We start from the raw sequence: 25,989 nt of genomic DNA, 5'->3' as shown, positions 1-25,989 counted from the left end.
GGGGGATAGCGCTGGCGTATATCTCCCCTCCCGCAGGCGGGAGGGGTTGGGGGTGGGCCAGCAGCGTTGCGGTCTGCCCACCCCGCTGCGACTAACGAGCAAGCTCGTAAGTCTCGCTGCCCGTCCCGCCTGCGGGAGGGGAAACAAGCTCATCGCCCGAAAACTAGCTCCCCCCGCCCCGGCACATGCCGATGACATAGTCGACGATCATCCGGTCGCGCTGGGGCGATGGGGGGCCGAGGACGCCTTGCGCATGCGGGGGGAGGTGCGCGACGGCGCCGGCTGCGCCTTCGCCGAAGACATAATGGTCGAACCAGGTGCGCCACGCGGCGCGCTCGGCCTCGGGCAGTTCGCGGATCGAGTGCATCGCGAGCATCAATGCGGCGAAGGGAAAGCGGTCGGCGCGCTGGCCGAACCAGTAGTTGACGAGGACGTTGAGCGCGCCGCTGCTGCGCACATGGTGCCACCACATCGGCGGCATGAAGAGCGCGTCGCCGGGGGCGAGGTCGGCGACCAGCTTGTGGCGCGCGGCCTCTTCGTAGAGCGGGAAGCGGGTCAGGTCGGGGTGATCGGGGTCGACGAGGCTGGTCGGTTGGCCGGCGATCGTGCGGTCGACCGGGCCGACATAGAGGTTCGCAATCTGCTCGGGCGGGAAGAGCGAGAAGCGGCGGCGGCCCGCGACGACAACCGCGATGTTCGACGCCATGTCGTAATGCGGCGCGATGCGGCTGGCGTTGCCGACCCAGATGCGCGGCGGCACGCCGGTGTCGATCGGGAGCGGATTTTCGGCGGCGAAGCTCGCGACGCTGTCGGCGGTCGGGGTCGAGCCGGCGTAGAGCGTCGCGGGCGCGGGGTCGCTGCGCAGCGCGAGCAGCCGTTCGACGAGCGCGCGCATCGGCATTTTTTCGCTGCGGAAATTCACCCCGCGCATGTCGTCGGTGTAGAAATAGCGGCCGCCGGTTTCGGGCGGGCCGACGAGGACGGTGAGCGGCTTGCCGTTGTCGCGCGCTGACAGGTAGGCGGCGATGGTGTCGTCGCCTTGGGCTGCCGCGGCGACGGCGGGCCAGTGCGATGCGAGGCCGCGGACGACGAAGGGACGCTCGGCAGCGGCGACCGCCTCGGCGATGACGGCGGGGTTGCCGGGGTCCTTTTCTTCGACCGTCTGCTCCGTCACTTCGACTTCATCCCGATGATATCCAAATCGCCGCTGAAATAGCGCTCAGCGCCACCACCTACACCGTTCGCCCTGAGCTTGTCGAAGGGCCGTTCTTCCTGTGACGCAAGAAAAGGACGGTGCTTCGACAAGCTCAGCACGAACGGAAGATGGGGATGGTCGCGATTTGGCCCGCGCGCTCCCAACCGCTCGCCGCTACTTCCCCGGCTCGACCCGGACCGTGCGGCTGGCGCGCTTGCCGTCGGCGGAGCGGGTGCGCAGTTCGACCGCGCCGGTCACCGCCACGGGGCCGGCGTAGCGCGTCCAGACGTCGCCCGCGGGGCGATATTCGATTGCTGTGCCGGGGAATTCGCTGTTCGCCTCGAGCTTGCCGTTCGCGATGCGCGCGCCCGGCGGCGCGACGCGGTAGGCGACGCCCATCTTGTCGAGCAGCGGGAATTGCGCCGCGACGCGGCCCGCGAAATTCGACCAGCCCGCGGCGAGCTTGCCCGCGTCGACACGGCTGTCGGCCCATTGGTAGCTGGCGCCCGCCCGATAGGCGGGGGTCCAGGGCGCCGCACTCCAGCCGCGCTCGGCGAGCGCGAGCAGGCGCGGGAAGAGCATATAGTCGACCTGCGCGTCGGTGCGGATCGTCTCGCTCCAGAGCTGCGCCTGCACGCCCGCGACGCGGTGGCCGGGTTCGAGGAGCGGCTTGTCCTCGATCGGCGCGCCCTCGGCATGGGTGTTGCGGATCGTCGCGGCATTGGCGGGGAGATTGTCGGGCATGAAGCCGAACACCTGATGCACGTCGACCCCGCGCGAGGCCCAGTCGTAACCGCCTTCGTCGGGATGCGGCGCATAGGGCATGTCGAAATAGCCGAGGTCGGGGATCGAGAGCACGGTCAACCAGCCGCGGTTCATCTGGTCGTGCGCCTCGCGGATCGCGCCGGTGTGGAGCACGCCCCAGATATTGGTCTGGACGTCCTTCGGCATGCTGGCGGCCTTTGTATGCCCCATGCCGTCGCTCCAGCCGCCAGCGCGCAGGCCCTTGGCGGCAAGGCTGGCGGTGACGCGTTCGATGAAGCGTGGGGTGAGTTCGCCCGCCTTGCCGCCGTTTTCGGCGATCATCGCCTTGCAGGCGGGCGAGTTGACCCAGGCGCCCGCGGTCTCGTCGGCGCCGAGGTGGAAGGTCTTCAAGGGCACGCCCGCCTGGCGGTGCATGTCGGCGAGCGCGTCGACCACCGTATCGACGAAGCGATAGGTCGCGGGCAGGCAGACGTTGAGCGTGTTGTCGTTATAATTCTGGATGCTGCGATAGTCGGTGGTGTCGGCGGGGTCGATCAGCCGATAGGCGTCGGCCTCCGCCTTCTTGCCCGCGGCGGCGAGGCGCGCGTGGCGCAGTTCCATCGCCTTGATCGCCGCGCGGCTGTGGCCGGGCATGTCGATCGACGGGATGACCTCGATCTGACGCGCCGCGGCCGCCTGGACGATCGCGACATAGTCGGCGGTGGTGAGATAGCCGTTCACGCCGCCGGTGCCGTCGGGGCCGGCGCCGAGCTGGGGCAGGATGCAGGTCCGTTCCGACGGATCGTGGCAGCGTTTCGAGCCGATCTCGGCGAGTTCGGGGAGCGCGGGGATCTCGATGCGCCAGCCCTCGTCTTCGGCGAGGTGGAGGTGGAGCTTGTTGAGCTTGTACGCAGCCATCGCCTCGACGAGCTTCAAGATCTGGTCGCGGCCGTGGAAATTGCGGCCGAGGTCGAGGTGGAGGCCGCGATAGGGATAAAGCGGCGCGTCCTCGACGTGAAGCGGGGTCACCCTGCCCTTTTCGAACGCCGCCTGCTGGGCGAGCGAGCGGAGCGCGTTGTTCGCGCCGGCGACGTCCTTTGCGGCGATGGTCACGCCCTTGGCGGCGACGTCGAGCGTATAGCCCTCGGGCGCGAGCGACGGCGCGCCGATGCGGATGGTGAGCGGGAGCTTGCCGGTGTCGGGGACGCCCACGCTGGCGAGCGCGGCGACGGCGGGGGCGAGCGCGGCGCGGTCGGCGCCCTCGACGCTGAGCGCGACGCCGGCGGTGAGGTCGACGGGCTGGCCCTTGGTTTGCGTGGCCTTGGCGGGGGCTGGCAGGATGACGATGCCGGTTGCGGCGGCGGTCGGGCGTGCGGCCTGGAGGTCGTAGGCGCGCTCGGCGGTGAGCCAGCGCGTCTTGTCGGCGTCGCTCTTGACCGCGAGCTTCGCCTCGTCGGTCATCGGCGCGACGAAGGGCAGGGTTTCGAGCCCGGTGTCGGGGTCGATGACCGGGCGCGTCGCGGCGATGGTGCGCGCCTGCAGGCCATCGGCGACGAGATAGGCGTTGGGCATGCCGAACGCCTTCGAAAAGTTCGAGCCGACGCCCCAGAGCTTGATCTCGTGCTTGGCGCCGGGCTTGAGGGTGACGCCGGGTTTCAGCGTCAATTGCTGGAGGTCGCCGTTGACCAGTCTGTGGTCGAAGATGTCGCTTTCGACCTTGGGCAGGCGGTTGACGAAGCTGAAGTAGAGCGAGAATGGCTTGAGGTCGGCGGGGACGGTTTCGGGGACGGTCAGCGTGATCGTGGTGAGGAAGCAGCCGTCGATCCCGGCGGGACAATCGGGGCCGTTGTCGACCATCGTCAGGGTGTAGCCGAGCGTGTCGGCGAAGCGGTCGAGCGCGGCCTGCGCGGGGGCCGGTGCGGCATGCGCGGGTGCCGCAACCATCAGGGCGGCCGCCATCGCCGTGACACCAATCGCTTTGGCCGCAACCCGCATATCCATTCTCCCGCTCGACAATTTGTATCTAATTTGTCATGTCATGTGGCGACGGTCAACGCCTTTCCAATCGGCGGCTTTCAGGGGAGAAATAGCGGATGCTCGGAAATTCGGCCTTTCGGCGCATGGCAGCGGCGATAATTGGTTTCATATTAGTCCTATCGGCGACTCCGGCCGCGGCGCGCGCGGACAAGCCCGTTGTCGTCGGCTATCTCGCGGCGTTCAAGGGGCTCGAGCTGTCGATCGATCGCACCGACCTCAGCGCCTATACGCATTACAACCTGTCCTTCGCCAATCCCGACGCCGAGGGGGTGTTCGTGCGGGGCGGCGTGATGACGTGCATGGGCGGGGCCGACGGCGCGAACATGACGGTCGAGGCGGTACGGGCATCGGTCGCGCGGTTGAAGGCGGCGGGGGGCAAGGTGCTGCTGTCGACCGCGGGCGGCGTGATTCCGGGCTGCTCGGGCGACTGGGCGGAACTGCTGACGCCCGCGCGGCGCGAGACGACGGTGGCGGCGCTGGTGGGGCTCGCGGAGACACTGGGGCTCGACGGGATCGACATCGATATCGAGGGCGGGTTGCTGACCCAGATCGACAAGGCGGGCGACTATGTGCCGTTCATCGCGGCGCTGTCGAAGGAATTGAAGGCGCGCGGCAAGCTGCTGACCTGCGCCACCGCCTCCTATGAGGGCGGGATGATTCCGGTCGGGTCGATCGCTTATTTCGACCTGGTCAATGTGATGTCCTACGACGCGATCGGGCCGAGCTGGGGTCAGTCGGGGGACGAGCATTCGACGCTCGCGATGGCGAAGCGCGATCTCGACCTGTGGCTGGCGCGCGGGGTGAAGCGCGAGCGGCTGGTGCTGGGGGTGCCCTTCTATGGCTATGGCTTCGGCGGCGAGGCGGCGAATTGGTCCTATCGCGACCTGGTCGCGGCGCGCGGCGTGGATGCTACCAAAGCCGATGTGATCGGCGACCGCCGTGCCGGGGGGCGCTATATCACCCACAACGGCCCCGCGACGATCGAGGCCAAGGCGCGGCTCGCGGCGGAAAAGGCGGGCGGCGTGATGGTGTGGGAATTGTCGCAGGACAGCCCCGACCATGCGCTGACGCGCGCGATCCGGCGCGGGATTTCGCGCGAATAGATCGCAACAAGGTTGACGCGAGCATACCAATGCAACACATGGGGCGGGAGCGCTGGTCCTATCGGCCGGCACGTCGTTGTGGGGGATGTCGTCCGTGTCGCTGATCGAACATGTGGGTCCGCTCCAGAAGGAGGACCCGACCCCGCTCTATCTGCAATTGCAGAAGATCCTGCGCGACGCGATCGAGGGGCAGGTCGTCAAGGCCGACGAGGCGATCCCGACCGAGCGCGACCTGGCCGAGGAGTTCGACGTGTCGCGCATCACGGTGCGCAAGGCGATCGACGGGCTGGTCGGCGACGGGCTGGTCGCGCGGCGGCGCGGCGCTGGGACCTTCGTGACGCGGCCGCGGGTCGAGAAGAGCTTCTCGAAGCTGACGAGCTTCTCGGAGGATATGATCTCGCGCGGGCGCAAGCCCTACAGCAAATGGGTGAGCAAGACCGAGGGCGCGGTGACCCCCGAGGAGGCGCTGTCGCTGGGGCTGTCGCCGGGGTCTTTGGTCTATCGTTTCCACCGCATCCGCTATGCCGACGACACGTCGATGGCGCTCGAATATGCGACGATCCCGGCTTACTGCCTGCCGTCGGTCGAGGCGGTGGGCAATTCGCTCTATGAGGCGCTGGAGGCCGCGGGGCATTTGCCGGTACGCGCGCTGCAGCGGCTGCGCGCGATCGCCTTTTCGCCCGAGCAGGCCGAGGTGCTGGGGATCGAGCCGGGGATGCCGGGGCTGTTTATCGAGCGGCGCGGGTTCCTGGCCGACGGGCGGACCGCCGAATATACGCAGAGTTATTATCGCGGCGACGCGTATGACGTCGTCGCGGAATTGAACGGCTAGCCTAGGCTTCTCAAGAAATCGGCGTGCGGGGGCAGTTCGGCGAGCTGCTCGGCGACGCGGGTGCGCAGGATCGCGAGGCGTTTCGCGAACTCGCCCGCGGGGAGCGTGTCGGCGATCGGGTGGTGGCTCTGGGGGTGCACCCCCTGCCCCGTCAGCACCGCGTACCAGTTGGTCGGGCCGAAGAGGTCGCCGGGCTCGAAGAGGATGTTGCCGGTGGCGCGGAAGGCCGCGATGCGCTCGGCGAGGCTGTCGGGGACGCCGGCGGCGGCGACGTCGCGCCAGAAGCCGGTGTCGGTGCGGTTGGCGGTGGCGTAGTGGGCGATCACGAAGTCGCGGATCGTGGCATATTCGTGGAGCGCGTCGCGGTTGAAGCGGGCGACGACATTGGGGTCGATCGCGTCGCGCGGGAGCAGCGACAGCAGGCGGATGATCGTCGTCTGGATCAGGTGGATCGAGGTCGATTCCAAGGGTTCGAGGAAGCCGCCCGCGAGGCCGATCGCGACGCAGTTGCGGTTCCATATCGCGTTGCGGTGGCCCGCGACGAAGCGCAGGCGATTGGCGTCGGCGAGCGCTTCGCCGGGGAGGCGGCTGCGAAGCAGCGCTTCGGCCTCGTCGTGGGCGAGATGCGCGCTCGAATAGACATAGCCGTTGCCGTCGCGGTGCTGGAGCGGGATGGACCATTGCCACCCCGCCTCGCGCGCGGTCGAGACGGTGTAGGGCATCGGGTCGCCGCTTCGGGCGCAGGGCATGGCAACCGCGCTGTCGCAGGGCAGCCAGTGCTGCCACGAGGTATAGCCGGTTTCGAGCGCGCCCTCGATGAGCAGGCCGCGGAAGCCCGAGCAGTCGATGAAGAAATCGCCCTCGATGGTGCGGCCGTCGTCGAGGGTGAGCGCGCTTATGTGGCCGTCCTCGCTGCGCAATTGCACGTCGGCGACTTTGCCCTCGACGCGCGTGACGCCCTTCGCCTCGGCATAGGCGCGGAGATATTGCGCATAGGCGGCGGCGTCGAACTGGACCGCGTGGTGGACGGGGCCGTGGCGCGTCGCGGGGGCGAAGCGGCCGGCGCGTGCGGCCATGGTTTCGAGATTGTACGGGCCATGGTCCGCATCGCCGCCCTCCGCCAGGTGGCGAAGCCAGTGGTGGTGGAAATGGATGCCCGCCATCTCGATCCCGAGATAGCCGAAGGGGTGGAAATAGCTGTGCCCCACCCCGCCCCAGCCCTCGAACCGGATGCCGAGCTTGATCGTGCCGTGCGTCGCGCGGAGGAAATCGGCGGTTTCGATACGCAGGAAGCGGTTGAATTCGTGGATCGGCGGCACGGTCGCCTCGCCCACCCCGACGGTGCCGATCGCCTCGCTTTCGACGAGGGTGATCTTATGCGTCTGCGGCGACAGCGCGCGGCCGAAGGCGGCGGCGGTCATCCAGCCCGCGCTGCCGCCGCCGACGATGACGATGCGGCGGATCACGCGCGCAGCCGCCCGAGCGCGTCGGCGTGGCTTTCCATCGCGCGGACGTCGGTCGCGACGGCGCGGAGCTGGCGCTGGAATTCGGCCATCAGCGCTTGGTCCTCGACGCGCAGCGCCTGTGGATCGAAGCCGCGCGGGACGATGCCATGCCCCGCCATGACGAGCGCCCAGCCGTCCTCGACATGCGCCTCGTGGTTGAAATGCGCGAATAGGCCGCGCGCGGCGAAGAGGTCGATCTTGGCGGCGAGTTCGGGCGAGACCGGTGCGGCGCGCGCGTCGGCCCAGAAAGGCTCGCTGCGGGTGTTCAGCCGGAAATGCTGTGCGGTGAAGTCGCGCACGCGGCTCCAGGTGCCGCCGACCTCCTCGTTGTAGATATCGGCCTCGGGCATGTCCGCGGCGGCCAGCGGCCAGAGCAGGACGAGCTGGGCGATCGACAGCTGGAGCAGCAGCAATTCGGCGCTGTCGAGCGGCGGCGCGCTGCCCGCGGCGCGGCCGAGCGCGATGGCGTTGCCGGTCCAGAGGCGCGCGCGCGCGGTCGCGGCGACGGGTTCGAGCACGGCTTCGAGCTTTTGCCCGGTGAGCGCGGCGAGCATCGCGGGCGCGTCGGCGTCGGCGAGGTGGCGGCTGTCGTAGTGGAATTCGAGCGCGGTGCGGTCGGCGAGCGGGACAAGGGTGAGCCAGCCCGCGGCGTGCGCGGCGACGCGGCTGTAGAGCGGCAGCGGGCCGAAGGGCGGCGCCGAAGCGCGGAGCAGCCGGTCGCGCCAAGGGCGGCCGGGCGTGACGGCGCTAGGGTCGAGCGCGTCGACCAGCTTGCCGTCGGTGTCGACGAAGAGATCGGCGCTCAGCGTTTCGCCATCGATATCGAGCGCGGCGATGCGGCCGTTCGCGATCTGCGGGGTCGCGCTGGCTGCCGCGACGATCCGCACGCCTGAACTTTCGCAGCCCGTCCGGAGCAGCGCGGCATAGCCCGCGGCGTCGAGGTGCCAGCCCGCCTTGACCGCCTGCCGCGTCGCGGGCTTGTCGGGCGCGCCGGTGCGGCCTTCCTTGGCGGCGGCGGCGGCGAGGCTGAAATCCTCGAGCGCGACGCGCAGCCCGGCGGCGCGCGCGCGGCTCCAGTGCTGGACGAAGGGCAGGTCGGCATAGGCGCTGCCCGCGTCGCCATAAGCGTGGAGGAAGGCGCTGTCGCCGCCCGACCAGCCGGCGAATTGCTGGCCCATGTTGAGCGTCGCGGCGGCGTTAGCCGTGAGCGCTTTATCGTCGATGCCGAGCAGGCGGTGGAAGGTCGCAAGATCGGACGGCGCGACGAGCGCGCTGTGCGGTGCGGGCGCCTCGCCGGTGTCCGCCCAGGCGACTTCGACACCGAGTCGCGCATAGGCGCGCGCGATCGCGAGCGCCGCCATCGGCGCGGCGATGCCGCCGCCGTGGACGACGACCCGCTGCACCGCGCCGCTCATGGCGCGGGCGCCGGACAATAATGCGCGACGAAGTCGGCGTGGAGCGGCGCCGAGGCCGCACCGCGCGCGATGGTCGCGTGGAGCCCCGCGAGCCGCTCGGCCAGCTGGTCGCCCGGAAGCATGTCGGCGAGGCGGTCGGCGGCGTGCGGCACCACCCCCTGCCCGACGAACACCGCCTGCCAGCTGGGCGGGCCGAACAGGCCGTCGCGATAGGCCTGGACGTGCGCGCGGTGGCGGAAGCGGTCGATCTTGCCCGCGAGGCTGTCGGGGACGTCCATCGTCGTGACGCGCTCCCACAAGGGCGCGTCGGCGTCGTTGGCGATATAATGGAGGATCAGGAAGTCGCGGATGCGGTCGTACTCGACGTCCATCACGCGGTTGAACTCGGCGGGCAGCGCGGGGTCGATATCGGCGCCCGGCGGCAGCAGCGTCAGCATGTGCATGATCGCCATCTGCACGAGATAGATGCTCGTCGATTCCAAGGGTTCGAGGAAGCCGCCCGCGAGCCCCATGCCGACGACATTCTGCGCCCAGGCCTGTTCGCGCTTGCCCGCCTTGAAGCGCAAGACGCGCGGTTCGGCGAGCGCCTCGCCGTCGAGGTTGGCGAGCAATGTGGCAGCCGCCTCGTCGTCCGAAATGTCGGCGCTGGAATAGACATAGCCGTTGCCGGTGCGGTGCTGGAGCGGGATGCGCCACTGCCAGCCCGCGGGGCGGCGGGTCGAGCGGGTGTAGGGGGTGAAGTCGGGCGAGCGCACCGAGGGCACCGCCTGCGCGCTGTCGCAGGGGAGCCAGCGCGACCAGTCCTCGAGCTCGACCCCGAGCGTGCCGCCCAGCAGCAGCGAGCGGAAACCCGAGCAGTCGACGAACATGTCGCCCGCGACTTTGGTGCCCGAGGCGAGCGTCACCGCGGCGACCTTGCCCGATCGGCCATCGCGCTCGACGTCGACGATGCGCCCCTCGACGCGCGCGATCCCGCGCGCCTCGGCCCAGCGGCGCAGGTAACGCGCGTAGAGGAAGGCATCGAGGTGATAGGCGTAGGCGAAGGCGTTGCGGACGTCGTTTTTATCGCCATTGGGCAGCATGAAGCGGTTCTGCAGCGCCGCGACGATCGGGAAACAATAGTCGAAGAGCGGTGCGGCCTGCCCGGCGTTATGCGCCCTCACCCAATAGCTGAAGAAATCACCCTCGCCGATCGGGCGGCCGAAGGTGCCGAAGGGGTGGACGTAGCGGTCGCCCTGCCGCCCCCAGTTCACGAATTCGATGCCGAGCTTGAAGCTCGCCTGCGTCGCTTGCATGAATTCGACTTCGTCGAGGCCGAGGAAGTCGTTGAAATCCTTCATCTGCGGCAGCGTCGCCTCGCCGACGCCGACGGTGCCGATCTCCTCGGATTCGATCAGGCGCACGCGATAGAGCGCGGGATCGAGCTTGGCCGCGCAGGCGGCGGCGCACATCCAGCCGGCGGTCCCGCCGCCGACGATCACCAGGTTGAAGGGTTCGCCTTCCATTGCCCTACCCTAACGCAGCGCGAGACCGGCGCCACCCCGAAGAGTGGCGCCGGTTCCCCCGTTTTTTAGAAGGTCAGGCGCGCGCCGAGCTGATAGCGGCGGTCGTTCTTGAACCAGGCGTTGCGCTTGAGCAGCCCGGTCGAGTCGACCTGCTGGAACAGCACGGTGTCGGTGCCGAGCAAATTGGTCGCCTCGAGCACGAATTCGACGTTCTTCGTCGCGCGGAGGCGGAAGGAGGCGTCGAGATAGCCCGTGCTCTTCTGCCAGATCGGCAAGCCGACGCAGCAGTCGATCGCGGTCACGAGATATTTGGAGCGCCAGTTATAGGCGACGCGCGCCGACACCTGGCCCTTTTCGTACATGCCGACGATATTGTAGCTGTGCTTCGAAATGCCCTCGAGCGCGTTCGGCTTGACCGTGCTGTTCTCGAAGGTGAGGCCGCCGCCCGCGGTGCCGCCCGCGGTCTCGTTGGTCAGGTTGACCGTGTCGATCCCCTTGTTCTTCACATAGGTGTAGTTGGCCTGGACGCCGAAGCCGTCGAACGGCGCCGGCAGGAAGTCGAAGAAGGTCTGGAAGGCGAATTCGGCGCCATAGATTTCGGCGCCGTCGCCGTTGACCGGGCGGTTGACGCGGACATCCTCGGTCACGCCATTGTTCGTGACCTCGAGGTTGAACTGGCCCGCCTGGATATAATCGTAGAATTTCTTGTAGAAACCCGTCGCGGTAAACGAGCTCGAGGCGCCGAAATAATATTCGAGCGTCAGGTCGAACTGGTCCGCCGTCATCGGCTTCAGCCCCGGATTGCCCGACTGGCCGGTATATTGCCAGTCGTAGGCGATCGCCTCGCCCGCCGCGTTGCGCGTCACATTGGGGTCGGAGAAGTCGTTGAGGTTGGGCGACAGGCGGTTGATCGTCAGGAAGTTGCGCAGCAGCCCGAAGTCGGGACGCGACATCGCCCGCGAATAGGCGAAGCGCGACACCAGCTTTTCCGACAGGTCGAACTTGATGTTGAAGCTGGGCAGCGCGTGGAAATGGTTGACCTTGGTCGTATCGCCCACCGTCGCGCCATTGTTGAACGCGATCTCGGCGGGCGTGACGACGCAGCCCGCGGTCGCGGTGGGGCGGCCGTCGACGACCGCGCGGTCGCAGGTGAGCTGGGTCGGCGTGAAGGGCGTCGCGAAGGTCGTCGCGCCCTCGGTATCGTCGCGCGTCCAGATCAGCCGGACGCCGATATTGCCGGAGATGCCGACACCGCCGATGCTGAGGCCGTCGTTGCCGCCGAACTTGGCCATCGCATAGGTCGACACGGTGCGCTCGCTGACGCGGTGGACCTCGCTCGGGAAATAGCAACCATAGGCCTGCTCGATCGTCTCGGCGCCGCGGTAGCCCGCGCCCGAGCAGACCGGGAAATAGTCGCCGACGCCGATCGACGGCCGGCCCAGCGTCGCCGCGAGCGATTCGCGGTTGGCGAGCAGGTCCATGTTGAAGAAGGCGAAGGCGTGGTGGTTGATCTGGTTGCCCGCGAAGAAATCGCCGCCGAAGCTGTGGATGCCGTTGCTGCCGGGCGCATAGACGGGACGGTCGATGTTGAAATAGGGCGCCTGGGTATAGGTCCAGGTGTTCGAGATATTCGCCCAGTTGTAGGCGCCCCAGCGCACCGTCTGGTCGCGGTCGGCGTAGCGCGCGCCAACCTTGATCGCGTCGAGCCAGCCCGAATCGACATCATATTCGACGTCGGCGCGCAGCGCGACTTCCTTGCCGTCGCTGTCCTCGGTGTGGTCGGTGACCGCATAATAGAAATAATTGTTCGGATTGGTCAGCCCGCCGTTGGCGAGGTTGATGTTGTCGGCGGTGGTCGGCTGGAATTCGAGCCGCGGATATTTGCCGGTCAGGTCGACATAGGTGTTGGCGAAGGTGCGCGCGGTGACCGACGCGTTGTAGTTGCTGACGCTGGCGTCGACATATTGGCCGTCGAGCGTGACGCGCAGATTGTCGGTCATGTCCCAGCGGAACTTGAGCCCGAAATCCTGGGTGATCTGCTTGTTCTTGAGCGCGTTGGCGGCGGTGTCGACCTGCGGCGCGCGCTGCGGGTTGGTGCAGCCTTCCCACGCGTAGCAGCGGTTGAAGAAGGCCTCGCCATCCTCGTTCACGCCGAGGCCGAGATTGTCGTTGCCCTCGCCCACATAGGGACGCGGCGCCGACCACCAGCCCGAGAGGAAATTGCCCTCTTCGTCGAAGGCAAAGGGCGCGGTACCCTGCAGGGGGTTCACCAGCGTCGGGTCGGTGACGACATAGTCGCTGGGCTGGCCGTAGATGCTGAACGCGCTCGAATAGATCGCATGCTCGCGCCAGCTGTTGTTGTACTGCGAGCGGAGATACTGGCCGGTGAGTTCCATGTCGCCGTCGAGCGAGCGCCACTGGAAGGCCGCCGAAATGCCGTAGCGTTTGCGGTCGTACTCGTTGTCGCGCATGTAGATGCCGCTGGGGATATACTGCTTGCCGGGGCCGAAGACGCCGTCGAAGATCGCCATGCGGTCGAACTGGATGCCCTGGCTCGCGGTCTTCGAATGCGCATAGGCGCCGTTGAGCATCAGCCCGATCTCGCCGATGCCGGTTTCCCAGCGGTCGGAGACGATGCCCGAGATTTCGGGCGTCGATTTCTTGGCGATGTCGCCATAGGTGTTCTTGACCGAGATCGAGATCAGGCGGCCGTCCTGGTCGAAGGGGACGCGCGTGCGCAGGTTCACCGTGCCCGCGATGCCGCCCTCGATCATGTCGGCGGTCTGGTTCTTGTAGGTGTCGATGCCGCCCAGCAGTTCGGGCGAGATGTCCTGCCACGACAGGCCGCGCGACGAGTTGGCGCTGAAGGTGTCGCGGCCGTTGAATTCGGAGCGGACCTGGCTGAGGCCGCGGACGATGACGCCCGAGGGTTCCGCGGAGAAGTGCGAGGTGTCGTCGGTGCCCGCGAAGCGGACGACGGTGATGCCGGGGACGCGCTGCAGCGCTTCGGCGACCGACTTGTCGGGGAAGGAGCCGATGTCTTCCGCCGTGATCGAGTCGACGACGGTGTCGGCGTTGCGCTTGCGGTTCTGGGCCGATTCGAGGTTGGCGCGAATGCCGGTGACGACGATGTCGTCGGGATTCTCGTCGGTCGAATCGGTCGGCGCCTCCTGCGCCGCGGCCGGCAAGGTGATCGCCCCCGCGAGCGCGGCGACGCAGATACCCTGCAGCAATTTCCCACGATTCCCGGCGGTTTTTGCAGCCCCATCAACCATATTTTATCCCCCACTCGGTCCCGTCGCGATTGCTTCCCCACAATCTTTATAAGACCAATTGCGTCATTGGACTATTACCAATAGACTACAAATCCAACGCGCTGTCCATTGCAAATTTGTGGCAGCGCGCGGAAAACCGCCGCGGGGGTGCGGCCAGACGGGGAGGAAGCGCGATGCGCCTGATTTCGCTCGACGTGTTGCGCGGGCTGACCGTGGCGGGGATGATCCTCGTCAACTCGGCGGCGGGCATGAAATATGGCGCCGAAGCCGATGTCGCGCCGATCCTGCTGCATGTGAGCTGGGACGGGCTGACGCTCGCCGACCTGGTTTTCCCCGGATTCCTGACGATGGTCGGGATCGCGATCCCCTTTTCGCTGCGCGCCGGCGGCGATCCGCAGACGGGGCGGATACTGGCGCGCGCGGGGCGGCTGCTGCTGCTGGGGTTCCTGCTGAGCAACCTCTACTGGTTCCAGAGCTTCGCGTCGGGCGAGTGGCGGTTGTTCGGGGTCTTGCAGCGAATCGGGCTGGTCTATGCGGCCTGCGCCTTGCTGTTCCTCGCGACCGGGCCAAGGCTGCGGATGGGGCTGATCGTGGCGATCCTCGCGCTTTATTGGCCGCTCGCGCTGCTGCCCTCGCTCGATGGGCTCGCGACCGATATCTGGGTGCGCGGGCATAATTTCGTCGCGTCGGTCGACCGTATGCTGCTCGGCCCGCACCTCTATGTGCAGGGGCCCGAAGGCTATGATCCCGAGGGAATATTGGGGACGCTGCCGGCGATCGCGCAGGGGCTGATCGGCGTGGCGATCGGCGAGCTCCTGATTCGCCGCCAGGGCGCCGCGACGCGGCAGCTGGCGATGGCGGGCGCGGCGATGCTGGCGGTCGGCGGCGCGTGGAGCCTCGCTTTCCCGATCGTCAAGGATATCTGGTCGAGCAGCTTCGTGCTGGTCACCAGCGGGGTCACGGTGCTGGCGCTGGCGGCGCTGCACCATCTGCTCGACCGCGAGGGGCGGAAGCCGGGAATCGCGGCGACCGCGATGCTGGCGTTCGGGGCCAATGCCATCGCGGCCTATACGCTGCACCAGGTGACCGCGGGCATGGTGACATGGGACCTGTTCCTGACCCCCTTCCGCGCGACGCGCGAGGCGCTGGGCGATCCGGTCGCGTCGCTGATTCCGGTGCTTTTCTACATGATCTTCATCTGGGCGGCGATGGAATGGCTGCGGCGGAAGCGCTGGTTCATCAAAATCTGATGGCCGAGCGAAGATACCTCTTGATGAGACATATATAACCTATATAGTACCAATACAGGGGACGGATGAAGTGCCCCGTCCGATTGGGAGTCGAACGAGACGATGACGCGGCACAGCGCGATTGAGGTTCCCACGACGCTGATGGCGGCCGAAGCCGGTCAGGCGGCCGCCGCGGTCGCGGCGATGCTGGCCGCCAATGCCGCGGCATTCGCGACGATCGGGACGCGGCTGCGCGCGGCGCCGCCGGCCGCCGTGGTGACCTGCGCGCGCGGATCGTCGGACCATGCCGCGACCTATGCCAAATATCTGATCGAGACGATGACGGGCACGCCGACCGCGTCGGCGGCGCTGTCGGTCGCCTCGCTATACGATGCGCCGACGCTGGCCGGCGCGCGGCTGTGCCTCGCGATCTCGCAGTCGGGCAAGAGCCCCGATTTGCTCGCCGCGGTCGAGGCGCAGAAAAAGGCCGGCGCTTTCGTGGTCGCGCTGCTCAACGCGGAGGATGCGCCGCTCTGCGCACTCGCCGACGTCGTGATCGCACTGAAGGCCGCCCCCGAAAAGTCGGTCGCGGCGACCAAATCCTATATCGCTTCGCTCGCCGCCATCGCGGCGCTGGTCGCGGCCTGGGCCGAGGATGACGCGCTGGGTGAGGCGCTCACCGCCCTGCCCGGCGAGCTGGCAGAAGCCTTCGCGCTCGACTGGTCGGCGGCGATCCCCGCTTTCGCCGACGCGCAGAACCTGTTCGTGCTCGGGCGCGGCTATGGTTATGGCGTCGCGCAGGAAGCGGCGCTCAAGTTCAAGGAAACCTCGTCGCTGCACGCCGAAAGCTTCAGCGCCGCCGAGGTGCGCCACGGGCCGATGGCGATCGTCGGCGATGCATTCCATGTGCTGGCGTTCGGCGGCAGCGACCGCGCGGCGGAGAGCGTGCGCGAGGCGGCGGCGGAATTTCGCGGGCGCGGCGCGACGGTGCTGCTCGCCGATCCGGCCGGCGGCGACCTGCCCGCGATCGCCGCGCATCCGGCGATCGAGCCGATCCTGCTGATCCAGAGCTTTTATCGCATGGCGAGCGGGCTGGCGATCGCGCGGGGCCGCAACCCCGACTCGCCCCCGCACCTCAACAAGGTTACCGAGACGATATGATGTTTCGCTTTCACAACGGCCGCGTCGCGCTGCCGGGCGGCCTCGTCGACGCGGCGGACATCGCCGTGACCGACGGCGCCATCGCCGCCGTTCACAGCGACGAGACCGGTAGCGCGGATCGCGTGATCGACCTCGAGGGCGGCTGGCTGCTCCCCGGCTTCGTCGACACGCAGGTCAACGGCGGCGGCGGCATATTGTTCAACGACCATGTCGACGTCGAATCGATCGCGGCGATCGGCGAGGCGCATGCGCGCTTCGGCACCACCGCCTTCCTGCCGACCCTGATCAGCGACACCGCCGAGCAGATCGCCTCGGCGCTGGCGGCGGTCGACGCCGCAATCGAGGCGGGGGTGCCCGGCGTCGTCGGCATCCATATCGAGGGGCCGTTCATCAACGAGGTGAAGCGCGGCATCCACGAGGCGCACCGCATCCGCAAGCTCGACGACGCGATGCTGACGCTGCTGACCGCGCCGCGGCGCGGGAAGGTGATGCTGACGCTGGCGCCCGAGCTGTGCGACGCCGAGGATATCGCGACATTGGTCCGGCACGGCGTGATCGTCAGCGCGGGGCACAGCGACGCGACCTATGACGAGGCCGAGCGCGCGATCGCCGCGGGACTCAGCGGTTTCACCCATTTGTTCAACGCGATGTCGCCGCTGCACCACCGCAATCCCGGCGCGGTCGGCGCGGCGTTCGATTCGGATTGCTATTGCGGGCTGATCGTCGACGACGTCCACCTGCACCCCGCGGTGGTGCGGCTGGCGGTCAAGGCCAAGGGGCTCGAGCGGATCATGCTGGTCACCGACGCGATGCCGAGCGTCGGCACCGACGACAGCGAGTTCACGCTGCAGGGCAAGCGGATCGCGGTGAAGGACGGCGTGTGCATCTTCGAGGACGGCACGCTGGCGGGCACGCATCTCGACATGGCGTCGGCGCTGCGCAAGACGGTCGAGGTTACCGGGCTGGCGGTCGAGGAGGCGGCGATCATGGCAAGCGCGACACCCGCGGCTTTCCTGGCGCTGTCGGACAGCCATGGCGCGATCGCGCCGGGGCGCCGCGCCGATTTCGTGTGGCTCGACAGCAAGCTCGGCCCACGCGAAACATGGATCGGCGGCACGCCCGTCGCATCCGCGCCGTCCCTCGTCCAGGCCGCACAATAAACATAAGAGGAATTAGCCGATGAGCCTGATCATCACCTCGCCGCTCAGGGGTTGGGCGTCGGCGCTCGATCAGGTTCCCGATCCGGTGTTCGCCCAGCGGATGATGGGCGACGGGGTCGCGATCGAGCCGCTGGGCGACACCGTCGTCGCGCCGTGCGACGGCGAGGTGACGACGCTCCACACATCGGGCCATGCGGTCGCACTACGCAGCCCCGAGGGCGCCGAACTGCTCATCCATATCGGGCTCGATACCGTCACGCTGAAGGGCAAGGGGTTCGAGCCGCTCGTAAAGGCGGGCGACCGGGTGGCGCGCGGCGATCCGCTGATCCGCTTCGACATGGACGCGATCGCGATCGCGGCGCCGAGCCTGATCACGCCGGTGATCGTCACCAATGCCGAGGCGTTCACCATCGTGAAGCGCAGCATCGACGTCGCGGTGGGCGCGTGCGAGGCGCTGATGGTGCTCGCCCCCGTTGCCGCCGAGGCGCGGCGGCGCTCGGACGACGGCACGCTGGTCGAGCAGGCGGTGACGCTGTCGCTGCCGCACGGCATCCATGCACGCCCGGCGGCGCGGATCGGCGAGGCGGCGCGTGGGTATGAGGCGGATGTGCATCTGGTGCACGGCGAGAAGCGCGGCGATGCGCGGAGCACGGTCGCTTTGCTCGCACTCGGTACGCGCTTCGGCGACGAAGTGACGGTGCAGGCGCGCGGCGACGATGCCGAGGCGGCGCTGGCGGCGATCGTGGCGCTGCTGGGGAGCGACATGGGCGAAGGGGCGCCCGCCGCCCCTGCCCCCGCGGCGGCGCCGATGGCGGCGCTCGCCGAGGGGCAGATCGGCGGGGTGATCGCCGCACCGGGGCTGGCGATGGGGCCTGCGGCCAGATTGCAGCGCGCCGAGATCGCGGTGGCGCGCGAGGGCACCGGCGCGGTCGAGGAACGCGCGGCGCTGATTGCGACGCGCAACGAGGTGCGCGGGCGGATCGCGGCGCGCGCCGAAAGCGCGGGCGGCAGCGTCGCCGCGGTGATGGCGGCGCATCTGGCCTTGCTCGACGATCCGGAACTGCTGGCGGGCGCCGAAAGGCGTATCGCCGAGGGCGCGAGCGCGGGGTTCGCGTGGCGCGGCGCGGTGCACGACCAGATCGACGCGCTGCGCGCGACGGGCAATGCGCATCTGATCGAGCGGATCGAAGACCTGATCGATATCGAGCGGCAGTTGCTGCTGGTGCTGAGCGGCGCGCCCGCCGAGGCCGATGCGATTGCGGCGGGTTCGGTGCTGGTCGCCGACGACCTGCTGCCGTCGCAGCTGGTGACGCTGGCGGCGAGCGGGCTGGCGGGGGTCGCGCTGGTGCGCGGCGGGCCGACCTCGCACGTCGCGATCCTGTGCGCGGGCATGGGATTGCCGGCGCTGGTGGCGATGGGCGAGGCGCTGGATGGCCTCGCCGATGGCGCGATGCTGCTGCTCGATGCCGAGGCGGGGCATGTCACGGTCGATCCGGATGCCGATGCAGCGGCCGCCTTTGCCGCGCGGGTCGCGGCGCGCGATGCGCGGCGCGCGGCGGCGCAGGCGGCGGCGGCCGACGCCTGCCACAGCGCCGACGGGGTACGGATCGAGGTCTTCGCCAATATCGGCACGGTCGAGGATGCGGTCCTCGCCGCGGCGCAGGGCGCCGAGGGATCGGGGCTGGTGCGCAGCGAATTCCTGTTCCTGGGGCGCGACAGCGCGCCGTCGGAGGAGGAGCAGCTCGCCGCCTATCAGGGCATCGCTGACGCGCTGGCGGGCAAGCCGGTGATCGTCCGCCTGCTCGACATCGGCGGCGACAAGCCCGCGGCCTATATTCCGTTCGCGGCCGAGGAGAATCCGGCGCTGGGGCAACGCGGCATTCGCGTCGGGCTGGCGCATCCGGGCCTGCTCGAGACGCAGCTGCGCGCGATATTGCGCGTGCAGCCGATGGGCCAGTGCAGGATCATGGTGCCGATGGTCGCGAGCGTCGCCGAGCTGGTCGCGGTGCGCGCGACGGTCGAAAGGCTGCGCGGCGAGATGGGGATCGCCGAGGCGGTCCAGGTCGGCGCGATGGTCGAGACGCCCGCGGCGGCGATGACCGCCGACCTGCTCGCCGCCGAGGCCGACTTCCTGTCGATCGGGACCAACGACCTCACCCAATATGTGCTCGCGATGGACCGCGGCAATCCGGCGGTCGCCGCCGGGGTCGACGCGCTGCACCCTGCCGTCTTGCGGATGATCGGCGAGACGTGCCGGCTCGCCGCGACGCGCGCGACCTGGGTCGGCGTGTGCGGCGGACTCGCGTCCGATCCCGCAGCGCTGCCGATCCTGGTCGGGCTGGGGGTGACCGAGATTTCGGCGGTGCCAGGCTTCGTCGCCGAGGCGAAGGCGATCGTCCGCGGGGTGACGATCGAGGCGGCGCGGGCGCATGCGGCGCGCGCTTTGGCCTGTACGTCGGCAGCAGAAGTGCGCGCGCTGGCGCGGCAATTCGGAGGAGCGGGGGCATGAGGAAGATACTCGAGACGCTGCAGCCGCTCGGCCGCGCGCTGATGCTGCCGATCGCGGTGCTGCCGATCGCTGGCCTGCTCTTGCGCATCGGCGACAACGACCTGCTCGGCATCGCCTTCATGTCGGCGGCAGGATCGGCGATCTTTGCCCATCTGGGAATCCTGTTCGCGATCGGCGTCGCGGTCGGTTTCGCGCGCGACGGGAATGGCGCGGCGGCGCTCGCCGGGGTCACCTGTTATCTGGTGACCGTGACCGGCGCGCAGACCTTCCTCGTCGCGCCGCCCGATATCGGCGCGGGATTGCCCGAGGCGGCGGCAGCGCTGGCGGCAAAGAACTGGGCGATCAGCCAGATCGACAAGCTGCAGGTCCCAATCGGCATTTTTTCGGGGTTGATCGCGGGCAATTTCTATAATCGCTTCGCGACGATTTCGCTGCCCGAATATCTCGCCTTTTTCGGCGGGCGCCGCTTTGTCCCAATCGCCAGCAGCGTCGCCGGGCTGCTGCTCGCGGCGATCATCGGCTATGGTTATGCGCATATCAGCGGGGCGATCGAAGCGGCGAGCCGGACCGTCGTCGAGAGCGGCAACATCGGGCTGTTCATTTATGGCGTGCTCAACCGCCTGCTGATCGTCACCGGGCTGCACCATATCATCAACAATGCCGCGTGGTTCGTGGTCGGGGATTTCGGCGGTGCGACGGGCGACCTCGGGCGCTTCTTCGCGGGCGATCCGGACGCGGGCGCCTTCATGTCGGGATTTTTCCCGGTGATGATGTTCGGCCTGCCCGCGGCGTGCCTCGCCATGTATCACGAGGCGCGGCCCGAGCGGAAGAAGGCGGTCGGCGGCATGCTCTTCAGCCTCGCCTTCACCAGCTTCCTGACCGGAGTGACCGAGCCGATCGAGTTCAGCTTCATGTTCGTCGCGCCGCTGCTTTACGGCATCCACGCGCTGCTGACGGGGGCGTCGATGGCGCTGATGAACGCGCTCGACGTCAAGCTGGGCTTCGGTTTTTCGGCGGGGCTGTTCGACTATGTGCTCAATTTCAGCCTCGCGACGCGGCCATGGATGCTGCTGCCCGTGGGCGCGGCCTATGCCGGGGTCTATTACGGGCTGTTCCGCTTCTTCATCCGCCGCTTCGACCTCGCGACACCGGGGCGCGAGAAGGGCGAGGTCGCCGAGGCGGCGACCGCCTCGGCGGGGAGCGCGCGCGGCGAGGCCTTTGTCGCGGCGCTCGGGGGCCCAAGCAATCTGTCGAGCGTCGATGCGTGCACGACGCGGCTGCGGCTGATCGTCGCCGACCAGGACCGGGTCGACGAGGCGGCGCTGACCGCGCTCGGCGCGCGCGGGATCATCCGGCCGTCGGCCAACGCCGCGCAGGTGGTGCTGGGGCCGGTCGCCGACCTGGTCGCCGAGGAGATCCGCGGCGCGCTGGCGGGCGGCGGCAAGGCGATTGCGGCGGTGGCGGCGCCGGTGGCGGCGGCCGAGGCCGCTTTGCCAGACGCGGTGGTCGCGGCGCTCGGCGGTGCGGGCAATGTGCGGAGCGCGCGCGCGCTCAGCGGCCGTGCACGGGCGGAAGTCGTCGATCCGGCGCTGGTCGACGAAGCCGCGCTGGCGGCGGCGAGCCGCGGCGTCGCGTGGACCGGCACCGATGTCCTCCATATCCTGAACTAGGTTCCCGCCTCGTCTTCCCAGAGGTCGTGGAAGCGGCGGCGCGGCTCGAAATGGACTAGAGCCGCGCCGCCGCGCTCATTCGGGGGTGGTCGTGGGCGCCGCGCCGCGGACCGCCTGGCGGTAGACGCGGACATGCTCGATCTCGAAGCGCGCCGGGAAGATCGTATCGTCGACTTCGCCGCCCATCGCGCCGCCGATCGCGAGGTTGAGCAGCAGATAGTGCGGCTGGTCGAAGGGCCATTGCTCGCTGCCCGTGCCGGCGTTGGCGTAGCGGTGATAGGGCTTGCCATCGACCGCGAAGCGGATCTCGCGCGGGGTCCAGAGCAGCTGATAGTCGTGGAAGGCGGTGCAGGCGTCGTCGACGCGGGTCTTGCCGCCGTTGCCGAAGGTGCCGGCCGTCGAGCGGTTGTGGATCGTGCCGAAGATGTCGCCCGGCGTCGCGCCGACATGCTCCATGATGTCGATCTCGCCGCCGTCGGGCCAGGGCGCGGTGGCGCCGAGCGTCCAGATCGCAGGCCAGCTGCCCTTGCCGCACGGCAATTTGGCGCGGACCTCGATCAGGCCGTAGGTGAATTCGGCCTTGCCCTTGGTGATGAGGCGCGCGGAGCTATAGCCCTGCCCGCCATGGTCGGCGCGGTCGGATAGCGTCTCGCGGCGTGCGGTGATGATCAGGCGGCCGCCCTCGACACGGGCGTTCTCGGGGCGGTCGGCGGCATAATATTGCAGCTCCTTGTTGTACCAGCCGATCTTGTTGGCGTGGGTGTCCCAGACCCATTTGGCCGGATCGGGCGGCCCGTCGGTGTCGAATTCGTCGGCCCAGACGAGTTCGTAGCCGCCGCCGGTTCGCTCCTGGGCGGCGGCGGGTGCGGTCGTGAACGCGGCGATAAGGCCGATGGTGGCGAAGGCGCCCGGCAGCATAAGCTTTCCCCTCGACAATTGGTATTAGATTGATATCGTACTTGTACGCATAAGATCATGCGATTGCCAAGGGAGAATGGCGATGTCGATGCTGCGTGAAGCCTGGTTTGCCGCCCTGATCGCCCTCGCCGCGGCGCCCCTCGCGGCGCAGGAGGCGAGCGCGCCGCCGATGCTCAACACGCCCAATGCGGGCTGGAACGTCTATGGCCCCGGCCAGACGCACAAGGCGCGCAAGGACGGCGCGGTGCAGGGCGGCAGCGCGATGCGCGTCGCGATCCCGGCCAAGCCGGCCAATGCCTGGGACGTCGGCGCATCGGTGCCGATCGACAAGGCGATCGCCAAGGGCGACAAGCTGATCCTCGCCTTCTGGGTGCGCAGCGCCGAGGGCGGCACGCTGGGCGCCGCGATCCAGCAAAACAGCGCGCCCTATGCGCCGATCGTCGCGGGGCGGGTCGACGTCGGGCCCGAATGGAAGCTGGTGCATATCAAGGGCATCGCCGCCGCCGATCACGCCGCGGGCGCGGCGAATGTCGCGCTGACCTTGGGCGACCAGGCGCGAACGATCGACCTGGGGCCGGCCTTCGTGATGAAGGCGGAGTGAGTCCCGCCGGCGGCAGCGCCTCTCGACCGGAACATGCTTAGCCAGCTAATTACCATTTCAATACCAAAATGGGTCAAAACGCCGCCGAATCGATAGAAAAATGCGCCGAAATGCCCCGCCCAAACTCTCCGCTTGCGGTGAATCGATGGAATTGGTACTTTTAGTATGATACCAATCAAAACCATCGATAAAACCAAAAGAGGGAGAATGACTGTGGCCATGTCCAACAAATTTCTGGCGACCGCGAGCGTGCTCGCGAGCATCGCCTGCACCGCCCCCGCCTTTGCGCAGGAGGCTGCGCCGGCCGAAGGCGAGGAAATCGTCGTCACCGGCTATCGCGGCTCGCTGAGCCAGTCGATCGACGCCAAGCGCGACCTGTCGGTGATCGCCGACGTGGTCAGCGCCGAGGATATCGGCAAATTCCCCGACAAGAATGTCGCCGAGGCGCTGCAGCGCGTCCCCGGCATCGTCGTCAACCGCGAGTTCGGCGAGGGCGAGCGCGTGTCGCTGCGCGGCACCGCGCCGAACCTGACCAAGACTTTGCTCAACGGCCACAGCGTCGCGACCGCCGACTGGTTCATCCTCGACCAGGTCGCCTCGACGCGCAGCTTCAACTACCTCACCCTGCCCGCCGAGATCGTCGGCCGGCTCGAGGTGTACAAGAGCCCGCAGGCCGATGTCGAGGAAGGCGGGGTCGGCGGCACGATCAACGTGATCACGCGCAACCCGCTCGACCTCGATCCCTTCACCGTGTCGGTATCGGCGCAGGCGGCCTATTCGGACCTGTCCGACAAGCTCGACCCGCAGCTGTCGGGGCTGGTGAGCTGGAAGAACGCCGACGAGACCTTCGGCGTGCTGGTGGGCGCGATCTATCAGAAGCGGCGCACGCGCCGCGACGGCATCGAGCTGTTCGGCTATCGCTCCTTCGCCGTCGGCGGCGGGCAGAATGCGCTGGTCCCGACCTTGATCGGGTCGACGATGTTCGAGCAGGAACGCGAGCGTTACGGCGCCAATATCGGCATCCAGTTCCGCCCGTCGGACGAGCTGGAGATCAACATCACCGGGCTCTATTCGCGCTTCAACGCCGACAATTTCAACCAGAATTACATCGCGTGGGGCGAACAGGCGCTGGCCGGCGGCGGCACGATCACCGGCGCGGTGGTCGAGGACGGGGTCGCGGTCGCGGGCAATATCGCCTCGCTGAACGGCGGCACCGCGGGCTTCGGCACCGTCTATGACGCGATCGACCGCCAGGCGGTGGCGAAGACCGTCTCGGCCGACTTCGACCTGACCTACCGCCCCACCGACAGCCTGTCGGTGCATCTGAAGGCCGGCTGGACCAAGGCGAACGGCGATACGAGCAACGAGAATTTCATCGAATTCGCGGGGCCCGGCGCGTTCAGCTACGACCTGCGCAGCGGCACGCCCGAGGTGCAGTTCACGCGCCCCGATCCGCTCAATCCGCTGGGCATCCGCCCCGATTTTGCGCGCATCCAGTCGGTGACCAACGACGACGAGGAGAAATATGTCTACCTCGACCTCGAGAAGGAGGTCGAATGGGGGCCGCTGACCGCGCTCAAATTCGGGGTCAAATTTACCGACCACGACCGCGTCGCCGATCGCTTCGCGACCAACGGCGGGGTGTTCACGCCGGGGCTGCGCTGCAACGGCGTCCCCTGCACCTCGGCCGATTTCGCGACCGGCGGCGGCATGCCCGGCGACTTCCTCGACGGCATCGCCGCGCCGGGATCGCTCACCGACTATTGGCGCGTCGATCCCGACAAGCTGCGCGCCATTTACGCGGCGCAGACCGCGCCGGGCACCGACCGCTTCCTGGTTCCGGGCAACACTTACGCGATCAACGAAAAGGCCTATGGCGGCTACGGCCTCGCCAAATTCGGCGGCGAGGGGTGGCGCGGCAATGTCGGCGTGCGCGTGATCCGCACCGACCAGACGTCGGAAGGCTTCATCATCGGCGGCGCCAACCCGCAGTTTACCAATCCCTTCGGCGGTTTCACCCCGTCGACCGCGAAGCGCTCCTACACCGACGTGCTGCCGAGCGCGAACCTGTCGGTCGACCTGTCGGACCAGGTCGTGCTGCGCTTCGGCGCGGGCAAGACGGTGACCCGCCCCGACTTCGTCGACATCACCCCGGGCGTCGACCTCAACGGCACGCTGCTGACCGGGCGCGGCGGCGATCCGAACCTCGATCCCTATCGCGCCAACCAGTACGACCTGTCGGTCGAATGGTATCCCGACCGCGAGACGATCGTCGCGCTGGCGCTGTTCTACAAGGATATCCAGTCCTATATCGTCAACACGACCTCGGTCGAGGTCCTGCCCGGCGTGTTCGTGCCGGGGTCGCAGCCCGCGGGCTGCGTCGCGGCGGGCGGCGGCAATCCCAACCTGTTCAACTGCCCCTATCAGATCAACCGGCGCAGCAACGGCGCGGGCGGGCGCAACCAGGGCTTCGAAATCCAGGCGTCGCGCCCGATCTGGGGCGGTTTCGGCGCGATGGTGAACTACACCTATTCGGACGCCAAGGCGAACAACGGCGACCCGATCCCGGGCAATTCGAAGCACTCGCTGAACCTGACCGGCTATTACGAGACCGACCAGTTCAGCGCGCGGCTGTCGTACAACTACCGGTCGAAATTCTTCATCGACATCGACCGGGCGGCGCCGCTGAACCAGGCCGCGCTGTCGTCGCTGGACGCGTCGGTCAGCTTCAACCTGACCGACCAGATCGCGCTGACCGCCGACGCGGTGAACCTGACCAACGAGTCGATCGAGCAATATTCGGGCACCCCGGCGCGCCCGCGCGCGATCTACGACAATGGCCGGCAATTCTATTTCGGCGTGCGCGCGAAATTCTGATCCACCCCCGAGAGTGGTCGCAGGAGGCCCGCCGCGGTCCCGGGAAACCGGGGTTGCGGCGGGTTTTCTGTTGGGGGGAGGATATTGTAGCCCTCTCCCCTTCAGGGGAGAGGATAGCGCAGCTTGCTCCGTCAGGAGCTAGCGAAGCTTGGAGAGGGGCCCAGCCGCCGGGGCGGAAACCCCTCTCAACTTCGGCTAGGCAGCAAGCTGCCAAGCCTGCGTATCTCTCCCCTGAAGGGGAGAGAGCATAAGC

Annotated in this window: 16 protein-coding genes; 9 read left to right on the top strand and 7 right to left on the bottom strand. The window is 68.2% G+C overall.

The window, feature by feature from the left end; all coding sequences use genetic code 11:
- Positions 1–163: 163 nt before the first annotated feature.
- Positions 164–1,174 (bottom strand): cupin-like domain-containing protein, encoded by a 1,011-nt coding sequence (locus ATE62_RS20680; protein WP_082662943.1) that lies wholly within the window; start codon positions 1,172–1,174, stop codon positions 164–166.
- 195 nt (positions 1,175–1,369) lie between these two features.
- Complete coding sequence (locus ATE62_RS20675; protein ID WP_231736352.1) at positions 1,370–3,898, bottom strand: family 20 glycosylhydrolase; 2,529 nt, start codon at positions 3,896–3,898, stop codon at positions 1,370–1,372.
- Positions 3,899–4,032: 134 nt separating this feature from the next.
- On the opposite strand from ATE62_RS20675, the gene ATE62_RS20670 reads away from it, so the two are divergent.
- Entirely contained in the window at positions 4,033–5,079 is a 1,047-nt protein-coding gene (locus tag ATE62_RS20670) for a glycosyl hydrolase family 18 protein (RefSeq protein ID WP_156420415.1), read from the top strand.
- 94 nt (positions 5,080–5,173) lie between these two features.
- Complete coding sequence (locus ATE62_RS20665) at positions 5,174–5,911, top strand: GntR family transcriptional regulator (protein ID WP_058806837.1); 738 nt, start codon at positions 5,174–5,176, stop codon at positions 5,909–5,911.
- Here ATE62_RS20665 and ATE62_RS20660 read toward each other — a convergent pair.
- The 4 genes from ATE62_RS20660 to ATE62_RS20645 all read right to left on the bottom strand — a co-directional run bounded on the left by ATE62_RS20660 (position 5,908) and on the right by ATE62_RS20645 (position 13,569).
- Positions 5,908–7,377 carry a tryptophan halogenase family protein gene (locus ATE62_RS20660; RefSeq protein ID WP_058806760.1) on the bottom strand — a complete coding sequence of 490 codons (1,470 nt, stop codon included), beginning with the start codon at positions 7,375–7,377 and terminating at the stop codon, positions 5,908–5,910. The two genes, ATE62_RS20665 and ATE62_RS20660, sit on opposite strands and share 4 nt — an antisense overlap.
- Positions 7,374–8,831: a tryptophan 7-halogenase gene (locus tag ATE62_RS20655; protein WP_058806761.1), complete on the bottom strand. Its 1,458-nt coding sequence runs from the start codon at positions 8,829–8,831 to the stop codon at positions 7,374–7,376. The genes ATE62_RS20660 and ATE62_RS20655 overlap by 4 nt, the downstream gene beginning before the upstream one ends.
- The gene (locus ATE62_RS20650) at positions 8,828–10,336 is read right to left on the bottom strand and encodes a tryptophan halogenase family protein (protein WP_058806762.1); all 1,509 of its coding nucleotides are present in this window, start codon (positions 10,334–10,336) and stop codon (positions 8,828–8,830) included. Before ATE62_RS20650 ends, ATE62_RS20655 begins: the two co-directional genes overlap by 4 nt.
- A gap of 65 nt (positions 10,337–10,401) precedes the next feature.
- Positions 10,402–13,569, bottom strand: coding sequence for a TonB-dependent receptor (locus tag ATE62_RS20645; protein ID WP_058806763.1), 3,168 nt, complete (start codon positions 13,567–13,569; stop codon positions 10,402–10,404).
- Between the two features lie 215 nt (positions 13,570–13,784).
- Between ATE62_RS20645 and ATE62_RS20640 the strand changes: the two genes are divergently transcribed.
- The 5 genes from ATE62_RS20640 (at position 13,785) to nagE (ending at position 21,340) form a co-directional block, all read left to right on the top strand.
- Positions 13,785–14,861, top strand: coding sequence for an acyltransferase family protein (locus ATE62_RS20640; RefSeq protein WP_058806764.1), 1,077 nt, complete (start codon positions 13,785–13,787; stop codon positions 14,859–14,861).
- 102 nt (positions 14,862–14,963) lie between these two features.
- Entirely contained in the window at positions 14,964–16,001 is a 1,038-nt protein-coding gene (locus ATE62_RS20635; protein ID WP_058806765.1) for an SIS domain-containing protein, read from the top strand.
- Positions 15,998–17,161, top strand: a complete 1,164-nt coding sequence (nagA, locus tag ATE62_RS20630; RefSeq protein WP_058806766.1) for an N-acetylglucosamine-6-phosphate deacetylase — start codon at positions 15,998–16,000, stop codon at positions 17,159–17,161. The genes ATE62_RS20635 and nagA overlap by 4 nt, the downstream gene beginning before the upstream one ends.
- 19 nt (positions 17,162–17,180) lie before the next feature.
- The gene (gene ptsP, locus ATE62_RS20625; protein WP_058806767.1) at positions 17,181–19,670 is read left to right on the top strand and encodes a phosphoenolpyruvate--protein phosphotransferase; all 2,490 of its coding nucleotides are present in this window, start codon (positions 17,181–17,183) and stop codon (positions 19,668–19,670) included.
- The gene (gene nagE / locus ATE62_RS20620) at positions 19,667–21,340 is read left to right on the top strand and encodes an N-acetylglucosamine-specific PTS transporter subunit IIBC (RefSeq protein WP_058806768.1); all 1,674 of its coding nucleotides are present in this window, start codon (positions 19,667–19,669) and stop codon (positions 21,338–21,340) included. The genes ptsP and nagE overlap by 4 nt, the downstream gene beginning before the upstream one ends.
- A gap of 75 nt (positions 21,341–21,415) precedes the next feature.
- Here the strand turns inward: nagE and ATE62_RS20615 are convergent, their stop codons facing one another.
- The gene (locus ATE62_RS20615; protein ID WP_058806769.1) at positions 21,416–22,258 is read right to left on the bottom strand and encodes a glycoside hydrolase family 16 protein; all 843 of its coding nucleotides are present in this window, start codon (positions 22,256–22,258) and stop codon (positions 21,416–21,418) included.
- Positions 22,259–22,340: 82 nt separating this feature from the next.
- Here ATE62_RS20615 and ATE62_RS20610 point away from each other — a divergent pair, with 82 nt between their 5' ends.
- Complete coding sequence (locus ATE62_RS20610; RefSeq protein WP_156420416.1) at positions 22,341–22,859, top strand: hypothetical protein; 519 nt, start codon at positions 22,341–22,343, stop codon at positions 22,857–22,859.
- Positions 22,860–23,078: 219 nt separating this feature from the next.
- Positions 23,079–25,736, top strand: coding sequence for a TonB-dependent receptor (locus tag ATE62_RS20605; protein ID WP_058806771.1), 2,658 nt, complete (start codon positions 23,079–23,081; stop codon positions 25,734–25,736).
- Positions 25,737–25,989: the final 253 nt, after the last annotated feature.

The organism is Sphingopyxis sp. HIX, assembly GCF_001468285.1.
Taxonomy (GTDB): domain Bacteria; phylum Pseudomonadota; class Alphaproteobacteria; order Sphingomonadales; family Sphingomonadaceae; genus Sphingopyxis.
This window is presented reverse-complemented; position numbering and strand designations above follow the sequence as displayed.

Excerpts from the sequence above, each read along its gene's own strand:
- ATE62_RS20675 (WP_231736352.1), bottom strand. The coding sequence starts at position 3,898 with ATGGCGGCCGCCCTGATGGTTGCGGCACCCGCGCATGCCGCACCGGCC.
- ATE62_RS20670 (WP_156420415.1), top strand. The coding sequence starts at position 4,033 with ATGCTCGGAAATTCGGCCTTTCGGCGCATGGCAGCGGCGATAATTGGT.
- ATE62_RS20655 (WP_058806761.1), bottom strand. The coding sequence starts at position 8,831 with ATGAGCGGCGCGGTGCAGCGGGTCGTCGTCCACGGCGGCGGCATCGCC.
- ATE62_RS20650 (WP_058806762.1), bottom strand. The coding sequence starts at position 10,336 with ATGGAAGGCGAACCCTTCAACCTGGTGATCGTCGGCGGCGGGACCGCC.
- ATE62_RS20640 (WP_058806764.1), top strand. The coding sequence starts at position 13,785 with ATGCGCCTGATTTCGCTCGACGTGTTGCGCGGGCTGACCGTGGCGGGG.
- ATE62_RS20635 (WP_058806765.1), top strand. The coding sequence starts at position 14,964 with ATGACGCGGCACAGCGCGATTGAGGTTCCCACGACGCTGATGGCGGCC.
- nagA (WP_058806766.1), top strand. The coding sequence starts at position 15,998 with ATGATGTTTCGCTTTCACAACGGCCGCGTCGCGCTGCCGGGCGGCCTC.
- ptsP (WP_058806767.1), top strand. The coding sequence starts at position 17,181 with ATGAGCCTGATCATCACCTCGCCGCTCAGGGGTTGGGCGTCGGCGCTC.
- nagE (WP_058806768.1), top strand. The coding sequence starts at position 19,667 with ATGAGGAAGATACTCGAGACGCTGCAGCCGCTCGGCCGCGCGCTGATG.
- ATE62_RS20615 (WP_058806769.1), bottom strand. The coding sequence starts at position 22,258 with ATGCTGCCGGGCGCCTTCGCCACCATCGGCCTTATCGCCGCGTTCACG.
- ATE62_RS20610 (WP_156420416.1), top strand. The coding sequence starts at position 22,341 with ATGTCGATGCTGCGTGAAGCCTGGTTTGCCGCCCTGATCGCCCTCGCC.
- ATE62_RS20605 (WP_058806771.1), top strand. The coding sequence starts at position 23,079 with ATGTCCAACAAATTTCTGGCGACCGCGAGCGTGCTCGCGAGCATCGCC.